The following is a 9,230-nucleotide window of genomic DNA, read 5'->3' as shown; positions in this document are numbered from 1 at the left end:
TCCCTACAGAGCGAGATCGATATTGTTGCAAGGCCGTCTTGCTCGGTGAATTCGACAAGCGAGACCGAGTCGAAACTTGTGGACCCGGTAGTGTGCCATCCGTTCTCTTCAAGGGTTCCTACCACTTCGAGGTCTTCGAAATACGCCTGCGTAACGAGCGGACGCAGCGACTCCGCGGATGCATCGCCGTTGGACGACTCTTTGTCCTTCGCGGCCGTATATCGCTGATACACATCCGTCGCGGCAGCGAGCGCTTCGTCTTCCGACTCAAAGATCGCCGTCGAGGTGGGGGTGGGTGTCGGCCGCGGAGCCGGAGTGCAACTGGTGAGCGTTACCGCGCCGAGCAGGCAGGCGAGCGTTCCGACAGTGCTGCCCCGCAGCATCCGTGGGATCGTCCTCGACCGGTCAGTGACCATGCCGACAGGCTAGAGGAGTCCTCAGCCGCGCGGGAGGGTTATCCACAGCGACACTCTGCAGCCGTCGATCCGTACAGGGTCCACGGGTCTGGCGGAGTTGTGCGCAGCACGCCCGTGCAAGAGCTAGCGAGCGCGCGGGTGGGCCGTCGTGTACATGTCACGGAGGGTGTCCGCAGTCACCATCGTGTAGATCTGCGTAGTCGCAACCGAGGAGTGCCCGAGCAGTTCCTGAACTACGCGCACATCGGCGCCGCCCTGCAGCAGGTGCGTCGCAAACGAGTGCCTCAGCGTGTGTGGCGACACGTGCGCGACCAGGTCAGCTTTCTCGGCTGCGGCCCGGATGATCAGCCACGCGTTCTGCCGCGACACCCGCTGCCCACGGATGCCCACGAACAGCGCGGGCGTCGCGACTCCCCGCACCGAGAACACCGGTCGGGCACGGACGAGGTAGGCGTCGAGGGCGTCGCGGGCGAACCGGCCGAGCGGCACGATCCGTTCCTTGTTCCCCTTGCCGCGGAGACGGACGATGTCCTCGTCGAACACGTCGTCGACGTTGAGCGCCACCGCCTCGCTCACCCGCGCGCCGGTGGCGTAGAGCAGTTCGAGGAGCGCCCTGTCACGCAACGCCCGCACGTCGTCACCCGCCACGGCATCCAACAGTGCCGTCACCTGGTCGACACTCAGCGCCTTCGGCAGCCGGCTGGGCAGTTTCGGCGGCTTGACCTCGCGGGCGACGTCGGTTTCGAGCCGGCCTTCTTCGAGCAGGAACCGGTGCCAGCCGCGCACCGAAGAGAGCACCCGGGCAAGCGATGACGCCGTGAGCGGCGTCTCCCGGGTGCCGAGCTCACGCACATACTCCGACACCTGCTGCTGCGACACCTCAGCGACTTCGCCGATTCCGCGCGCCCCCAGCCACTCCACGTAGCCGCCGAGATCGCGCCGGTATGCGGCAACGGTGTTCGGTGCCAGGCCGCGCTCGATCGACACGTGCCGCAGATACAAGTCGAGGTCGCGTGCGAGCGGCATGTCAGTGCTTACGAGGACCTGAGTTTCGGATGCCGCGGCCACGGTGCGTCCGCCGCCGCAAGCGTTCGCCAGTCGCGCTGGCGACCAGCGAAAGCGGCGAGGGTGGCGACGACGAGGGACGGGTTCTGCAGCTTACGCGCCAGCACCGCATCGACGACGTCGTCGAGCGGAACCCAGCGCAACTCCATGTCGGCCTCTTCGTGCGTGCGGTCGAACACTTCGTGTGCTGCCGACAGTCCACGGGCGAGGTAGATCCGGATCGCTTCGTCGCTTCCGCCCGGACTCGTGTAGAACTCGGAAAGCACAGCCCAGTCGGTTGCCTGAATGTCGGCCTCCTCAGCGAGTTCGCGTTTCGCCGCAAGAAGAGGGTCCTCGTCGACGATGTCGAGAAGTCCGGCAGGGATCTCCCATTCGCGCATGCCGACGGGATGCCGGTACTGCTTGATCAGCAGCACCCGGTCCTCATCGTCGAGCGCGAACACGGCGACGGCCCCGGTGTGGTCCAGGTATTCGCGGGCGATGTCCTCACCGTTGTAATCGAAGACGTCACGGCGGACACCCCACACCATGCCGTCGAAGACCAGCTCGCTTGAGCGGATCTCGACGTCGGCGAGGGTGTCTTCCAGAACAGCCTCAGTCATTGCTCACGTCGAACAGCAGGCTGGCCTGCTTGCGCTCCAACGCGGCACCGATGAGACCGCGGAACAGCGGGTGCGCGTTGTTTGGACGCGACCGCAGTTCGGGGTGAGCCTGGGTGCCGACGTAGAACGGGTGCTCGGCGCGGTCGAGCTCGACGAACTCGACGAGCTGGCCGTCCGGGCTGGTGCCCGAGAAGACAAGCCCGGCTTCGGCGATCTGGTCGCGGTAACGGTTGTTCACTTCGTAACGGTGACGGTGGCGTTCCGAGATCTCGGTCGAGCCGTACAACTCAGCGGTGATCGAGCCGTCGGCGAGCTTCGCCGGGTACAGGCCGAGGCGCATCGTCCCGCCGAGGTCTCCCCCGGCGATGATCTCGACCTGCTCAGCCATCGTCGCGATGACCGGGAACTGCGTGTCCGGGTCGAATTCGCTCGAGCTGGCGCCAACCAGGCCGGCTTCATTCCTGGCGTATTCGATGACCATGCACTGCAGGCCAAGGCACAGACCAAGCGTGGGGATCTTGTTGTCGCGGGCGAACTTCAGCGCACCGAGCTTGCCTTCGATCCCCCGGATGCCGAAACCGCCCGGGACGCAGATTCCATCGAGTTCGCTGAGCGCCTTCGCTGCGCCCTCGGGCGTCTCGCACTCGTCCGACGCGATCCACTGCAGCTTGACCTTCGACTCGTGCGCGAATCCGCCGGCCCGCAGCGCCTCGGTGACGGACAGGTAAGCATCCGGAAGGTCGATGTACTTGCCGACCAGTCCGATCGTGAGCTCGTGCTTCGGCTCGTGCACAGCCTTGAGAACCGGCGACCAGGCTGCCCAGTCGACGTCGTCGGCTTCGAGGCCGAGCAGGTCGATGATGTACGCATCGAGTCCCTGGTCGTGGAGCACGCTCGGGATGTCGTAGATGCTGGGCACGTCGACACAGTTGACGACGGCGGCCTCGTCGACGTCGCACATGAGCGCGATCTTGCGCTTGTTCGATTCGGAGACCGGGCGGTCGCTGCGCAGCACGAGGGCGTCCGGCTGGATACCGATCGCACGGAGGGCAGCGACGGAGTGCTGCGTCGGCTTGGTCTTCTGCTCGCCGGACGCGTTCATGTATGGCACGAGGGAAACGTGCACGAAGAAGACGTTTTTGCGGCCGAGTTCGTGGCGCACCTGGCGGGCCGCCTCGAGGAAGGGCTGCGATTCGATGTCGCCGACGGTGCCGCCGACCTCGGTGATGATCACATCCGGTTTCGGATCGCTCGTGGCCTGCAACCGCATCCGGCGCTTGATCTCATCGGTGATGTGCGGGATGACCTGCACCGTGTCGCCGAGGTATTCGCCGCGGCGTTCCTTGGCGATGACCGTCGAGTAGATCTGGCCGGTGGTGACGTTCGCCGCCTGGCTCAGGTTGATGTCGAGGAAGCGCTCGTAGTGACCGATGTCGAGGTCGGTCTCGGTGCCATCGTCGGTGACGAAGACTTCGCCGTGCTGGAACGGGTTCATCGTTCCTGGGTCGACGTTCAGGTATGGATCGAGTTTCTGCATGACAACACGCAGTCCCCGAGCCGTGAGGAGGTTACCCAGGCTTGCCGCCGTGAGTCCCTTGCCCAAAGAAGAAACGACACCACCGGTCACAAAAATGTGTCTGGTCGTGTCGTCTGAAATGTCCGCGTTCGTAATGTTCACCACGGGCTTTTATCCTATCACCTGAGAAGAGCGGTTCGACCGTGCGAGCGACAGCAGCTCTTCGGCGTGGGCGAGCCCGGAGTCGCTGTCAGCGAGCCCGGAGAGAAGTCTGGCCATCTCGGCAACGCGCTCAGGACCGGTCAGTTGTCGCACACTGGATGCCGTCACGGTGCCGTCACTGGACTTCACGACGGCGAGATGGTTCGTCGCGAAGGCGGCGACCTGGGCCAGGTGGGTGACGACGATGACCTGCGCCGTCTCAGCGAGCCGGGCCAGCCGCCTGCCGATCTCGATCGCCGCAGACCCGCCGACGCCGGCGTCGACTTCATCGAAGACGAAGGTCGGCACTGGGTCACGACCGGCGATCACGACTTCGATGGCGAGCATCACCCGCGACAGTTCGCCGCCCGACGCTCCCTTGGAGATCGGCCGCGGTTCGGTACCCGGGTGCGGTTGCAGCAGGAACACGACGGAATCACGGCCGTGCTGGCTGAGCTCGGGCTGGTCGGTGACCTCGATGACGACGATGGCGTCTGGCATGGCCAGCGCGGTGAGCTCTGCTGAGACGGCTTCGCCGAGCCGGGCGGCCGCCGCGAGGCGGGTTTCGGAGATGCGGCCGGCAAGTTCGTCGACCCGGACGGCGTCCTCGTCGACTATCCGGGTCAGGTCCTCGATCCGGTCGGAGTCGCCGTCAAGTTCGAGCAAGCGGGCGTTGCCTGTTTCGTGCGTGGCAAGCACCTCGTCGATGCCTGGGCCGTACTTGCGCAAAAGCACGCCCAGTTCGGCACGCCGCTCCTGGATGATTTCCAATTCGCGCGCGCCGTCGGTGTCGAGCCCGGCGAGGTAGCTCGAGAGTTCGAGCGCGATCTCAGAGATGGCGTAGCTCGTGCTCGCAATCTGTTCCCCCAGCGTGCCGAGTTCAGCGTCGTGGGAGGCGACCCGTTCGAGCTGACGGCGGGCGGCATCCAGCAGGGTGACGACGTCGGGGGCGTCGGATTCCTCCGCCGACAGCGCCTCACGGGCGAAGCTCGCGGCGATGCGGAGATCCTCGACATTGGTCAGGCGTTCCGCTCGGACGGCCAGTTCGTCGTCTTCACCGGGCTGAGGGTCAACAGAGTCGATCTCGGCGATCGTGAGGCGAAGGTCGTCTGCTTCAGCGGCGCGGCGGTCGCGCTCGTCGATGAGGATGTCGCGTTCGGCGACGTTGGTGAGGTAGTGGGTGAACGCCGCTCGGTAATCGGCCAGCAGGGCGGCAAGGTCCTCCCCGGCGAATCGGTCGAGGGCGTCGCGTTGGGCCGTCTGGGAGCGGAGCCGAACCTGGTCGGACTGGCCGTGCACGACAACGAGTTGTTCCCCCAGCTCGGCGAGCACGCCGACCGGGGCGCTGCGGCCGCCGACCTGCGCGCGGCTTCGACCCGAGGCGAGGACCGAGCGGCCCAGGGTCAGTTCGGCGTCGTCACCGAACGGGTCGACGTCTCCCCCTGCCTCACGGACGCGCTCCGCGACGATGCCGTCCGCGGGCACGATCCAGCGACCGTCGACGCTCGTGGACTCATTCCCCTGTCGGATGACGCCCGAGTCGGCGCGGCCGCCGAGCAGCAGCCCGAGCGCGGTGACGACCATGGTCTTCCCAGCACCGGTTTCGCCGGTGATGGCGGTGAATCCCGCGCCGAGCGGAAGTGTGGCCTCGGCGATGACCCCCAGGTCACGGATGCCGATCTCCTCAATCACGGGGCGCAGGTCCCCTCCACCCGGAGACAGGCAAGTGGAACTTTTGCACGAGCCGGTCGGTGAACGGGCTCTCGTGAAGACGGGCGAGTCGCACCGGCACGGAGGAACGCCGGACGACGACACGGGCGCCCGGTTCAAGATTGTGGGTGCGCCGACCGTCGCACCAGAGCACGCCGGTCGCATCGGTGCGCTTGAGCACCTCGATGGCCAGCGAGGAGTCCGGTCCGACGACGATCGGGCGGGCGAACAGGGCGTGCGCGCTGAGCGGCACCATCGTGATGGCCTCGACGCTCGGCCAGATCACCGGTCCGCCGGCTGAGAAGGCGTAGGCGGTCGACCCCGTGGGTGTCGACACGACCACGCCGTCGCAGCCGAAGCTGGACAGCGGGCGACCATCGACCTCGATCACGACCTCTAGCATCCGTTCGCGGCTGGCTTTTTCCACAGTGGCTTCGTTGAGCGCCCAGGTTTCGAAGACGACTTCGCTGTCACGTTTGACCCGCACCGAAAGCGTCATGCGTTCTTCGACCAGATAGTCCCGGGCGATGACCCGGTGCACGGCGTCGGCGAGGTCATCGCGCTCGCTCTCGGCGAGGAACCCGACGTGGCCGAGGTTGACGCCGAGGATCGGCGCAGAGAAGCCGCGCACGATTTCAGCGGCGCGAAGAATGGTGCCGTCGCCGCCGAGCACGATCACGAGTTCCAGGTCGGCCGGGCTCACGTCCTCGTGCAGGACGGCCAGGCGTTCAGACGCGAGGCCGCTCGCGCTGGCGCAGATCTCATCGCGCTCGTCGCGCTGAACCACCGGAACCGCGCCGGCCTCGAGGATCTGCGCGACCACCTGCACGGCGGCCTCGAGCGAATCGGATCGGCCGGTGTGCGACACCACGAGGATGTTGCGAGCTTCTGAGCTCATTCCGGTCACGCTCCAGCCATCTCGGTGATTCGATCTAGCCATTCTGTCGGATTGGCGGCGACCCCGCCGGGCACATCACCCGCGTCGCGCAACCACACAACGTATTCAAGGTTTCCGTGGCCTCCGACAATCGGTGACGGGATCAATCCAGCGGTGCCGAGCCCGAGATCCCAGGCGTGCCAGAGCACGGTGGCGATGGCGTCGGCGCGCAGTGCGGCGTCGCGGACGATTCCTTCACGGATGCCGCCGCGGCCCACCTCGAATTGCGGCTTGATGAGCAGCACGAAATCGCTGCCTGGCTGCACCGAGCGCTGAAGCGCTTCGAGCACATGGGTGAGCGAGATGAACGAGAGGTCACCGACCACGAGATCAGGGGATTCCGAAACACCGGATGCTCCGGCGAGACTTTCCGGGGTCAGGTCGCGGACGTTGAACCCCTCGACGACGGAGACGCGGGCATCGCCGGAGATTTCGGGTGAGAGCTGGCCATGGCCGACGTCGAGCGCGATGACGGTCCGGGCGCCACGCTCGAGCAGGACCTGGCTGAATCCCCCGGTCGATGCGCCGGCGTCGAGGGCCACCCGGTCGGCAGGGTCGACCGGGAACGCGTCGAGGGCGGCGATCAGCTTGTGGGCGCCGCGGCTGACGTAGTGGTCGGCGCCAGCGACGACGAGAACCTGGTTCTCGCGAACCTTTGTTGCCGGTTTGACGATTGCCCGGCCATCGACGGTGACGAGTCCATCAGCGATCACCCGGGCGGCGAGGGTGCGCGAGCGAGCCAGTCCGCGGGAGACGAGTGCGGCGTCGAGGCGCTGATCAGCGTCTGGCACGTGCTGCACGCTCACGACCGCGACGATGCCGCGTCGCCGCCTTCGAGTTTGGCGCGGAGCTCTTCATGCAGCTGCACGTACGCCCGGGCGCGTTCGTCGAGCGGCTGGTCTTCGACCAGGCGCAGCTGCGAAACCAGGGCGTCGCCTGCTTCGTGCATCTCTTCGCTCACGTTCCTAGGTTACCGGGGCGATCAGGAATACAGCCGTTCGGGAACGTTGAAGCCGTAAATCGCCCGGCCTGAAGCCCAGATCGCCGCACATGCTGCGCGCAGCAGATCGATCGGGATGTCTCCGTCCCGGACGATGACGACGTCGTTTCCGTCGATCCGGACCACGGAGTTGCCGACGGTCGCCTCGCTGCCGTTGCGTGACATCCGTGTTGCCGGGTATGCCTCATGCAGCTGGCGGAGGTCGTCGAGAATGTACGTCGGACGCGAGAACTTGTCGGCGGCGAGCACATGTTTGGCCTTGTCGACGCCGGTGAGCACAAGAACGGAGTCCATGCCGGCCCGATTCGCGCCGACGATGTCGGTGTCGAGCCGGTCACCGATGAATAGCGGCTTCTTCGCGCTGAACCGGGCGGTGGCTTCCTCGAAGATGGGGGTCTCCGGCTTGCCTGCGACGGTAGCCAGGCGACCGACGGCGGTGTGCACGGCGGAGACGAGGGTGCCGTTTCCCGGTGCGATGCCACGGGCCTGCGGGATCGTCCAGTCCGTGTTCGTTGCAATCCACGGGATCTCCACGCCGTCCTCGCGCGGGTGCAGCGCATAGGCCGCTTCAGCGAGCTCGGTCCAGCTGACTTCAGGCGCGAAACCCTGCAGTACAGCAGCCGGATTGTCATCCGCCGACCGGGTGACGGTGTACCCGCCCTTGACGAGTTCATCCACCAGGCCGTCGCCGCCGACGACCAGCACCGTCGATCCGCTCGGCACGTGGTCGGCCAGCAGACGGACGGCAGCCTGCGGGCTCGTGACGACTTCGTTCGGCGCGACAGTGAGTCCCAGTTCGGTCAGGTGCGCGGCAACGGATGCGTCGGTGCGCGACGCATTGTTGGTGATGTACCCGACACGGATGCTTTCGGCCGCACGATTGAGACTCTCAATCGCGTGTGGGATCGCTCCAGCCCCCGCATAGACGACACCGTCCAGGTCGGTGAGCAAGACATCGACGCCTTCGAGCGGCGTCACTGCCTTAATTTTCCTGCCCAGCAGCGACGTCATCAGTCGTCTCCTCATCGGTGGTCGTGGCTTCGTCGTGATTCTCCGCTGCGTCGGCGTCGTCGACTGCGGTCGCGTCGTCGGCGAGCACGTCGTCGGCGTCGTCGGCGTCGTAGTCATCTGCGTCGGAGTCATCCACGTCTGCGGTGTCGTCCCCGAGGAGGTTCTCATCGTCGTCGCTGTCGTCGTTATCGAAATCCGTCGACTCGCCATCGATGTCGCCTTCGTCGTCGACCTCGAGGATCTCGAACACCTCGATCGTTTCGGCTTCGTTCTCGCCTGAGCGCTCGGCCAGGGCGGCAGAGGCGACCTCGGCACGCTTGCGCCACACGGACGCCTCGTCGGCGCGCTTGAGTTCCTCGAGCACCTCGGCCTGGGCGGCGAAGAGCTCGGGGCTCCACTCGAACGCGCGGTGCGGATCAAGTTCGGGCACCTGGAGCTCGGCGAGGGCGAGGTCGGGCTGCCCGAGGTCGAGCCGCGCGCCGGACATGGCGATCGACAAAGCGACCCGCACGGCCGGCGACAGCGTCGCCCGGTCGACGGTGCGCCCCAGTTCGAGCGCTCGCTCCGGGCGGCCGACGCCGCGTTCGCTGTCGACCATCAACGGAAGCTGATCGTTCGAGCCGGTGATGCGCCGGTGGGTGCGGAGTTCACGGAGTGCGAGCGCGTAGTCGCCGGTCTCGTAGGCGGTGATCGCCAGTGTTTCGCGGACGACACCGATGCGGCCGGCACGACGGGCAGCCGAAAGGGCGTGCTGATGCGCCAACTCCGGGTC

10 protein-coding genes are annotated in these 9,230 nt (G+C 66.4%); all 10 read right to left on the bottom strand.

The window, feature by feature from the left end; all coding sequences use genetic code 11:
- On the bottom strand, window positions 1-416 hold a 416-nt coding region (locus ACLQ62_RS07360; RefSeq protein ID WP_411720999.1), incomplete at its 3' end, for a hypothetical protein.
- Window positions 417-539: 123 nt separating this feature from the next.
- Complete coding sequence (gene xerD / locus ACLQ62_RS07355; RefSeq protein WP_411720998.1) at window positions 540-1,442, bottom strand: site-specific tyrosine recombinase XerD; 903 nt, start codon at window positions 1,440-1,442, stop codon at window positions 540-542.
- 8 nt (window positions 1,443-1,450) lie between these two features.
- Window positions 1,451-2,083 (bottom strand): NUDIX domain-containing protein, encoded by a 633-nt coding sequence (locus ACLQ62_RS07350; protein WP_411720997.1) that lies wholly within the window; start codon window positions 2,081-2,083, stop codon window positions 1,451-1,453.
- Window positions 2,076-3,764 carry a CTP synthase gene (locus tag ACLQ62_RS07345; RefSeq protein WP_411720996.1) on the bottom strand — a complete coding sequence of 563 codons (1,689 nt, stop codon included), beginning with the start codon at window positions 3,762-3,764 and terminating at the stop codon, window positions 2,076-2,078. Before ACLQ62_RS07345 ends, ACLQ62_RS07350 begins: the two co-directional genes overlap by 8 nt.
- Before the next feature lie 6 nt (window positions 3,765-3,770).
- Window positions 3,771-5,492, bottom strand: a complete 1,722-nt coding sequence (gene recN / locus ACLQ62_RS07340; protein WP_411720995.1) for a DNA repair protein RecN — start codon at window positions 5,490-5,492, stop codon at window positions 3,771-3,773.
- Window positions 5,485-6,408, bottom strand: a complete 924-nt coding sequence (locus tag ACLQ62_RS07335) for an NAD kinase (protein WP_411720994.1) — start codon at window positions 6,406-6,408, stop codon at window positions 5,485-5,487. The genes recN and ACLQ62_RS07335 overlap by 8 nt, the downstream gene beginning before the upstream one ends.
- A gap of 5 nt (window positions 6,409-6,413) precedes the next feature.
- Window positions 6,414-7,253: a TlyA family RNA methyltransferase gene (locus ACLQ62_RS07330; protein ID WP_411720993.1), complete on the bottom strand. Its 840-nt coding sequence runs from the start codon at window positions 7,251-7,253 to the stop codon at window positions 6,414-6,416.
- Window positions 7,250-7,408, bottom strand: a complete 159-nt coding sequence (locus ACLQ62_RS07325) for a hypothetical protein (protein WP_177216866.1) — start codon at window positions 7,406-7,408, stop codon at window positions 7,250-7,252. Before ACLQ62_RS07325 ends, ACLQ62_RS07330 begins: the two co-directional genes overlap by 4 nt.
- A gap of 21 nt (window positions 7,409-7,429) precedes the next feature.
- Entirely contained in the window at window positions 7,430-8,458 is a 1,029-nt protein-coding gene (locus ACLQ62_RS07320) for an HAD-IIA family hydrolase (protein ID WP_411720992.1), read from the bottom strand.
- Window positions 8,430-9,230, bottom strand: an 801-nt coding sequence (locus ACLQ62_RS07315; RefSeq protein WP_411720991.1) for a hypothetical protein, incomplete at its 5' end; no start/stop codon positions are given. The genes ACLQ62_RS07320 and ACLQ62_RS07315, both read right to left, overlap by 29 nt.

The organism is Mycetocola sp., assembly GCF_046716805.1.
In the GTDB taxonomy this organism is placed as follows: domain Bacteria; phylum Actinomycetota; class Actinomycetes; order Actinomycetales; family Microbacteriaceae; genus Mycetocola_A.
This window is presented reverse-complemented; position numbering and strand designations above follow the sequence as displayed.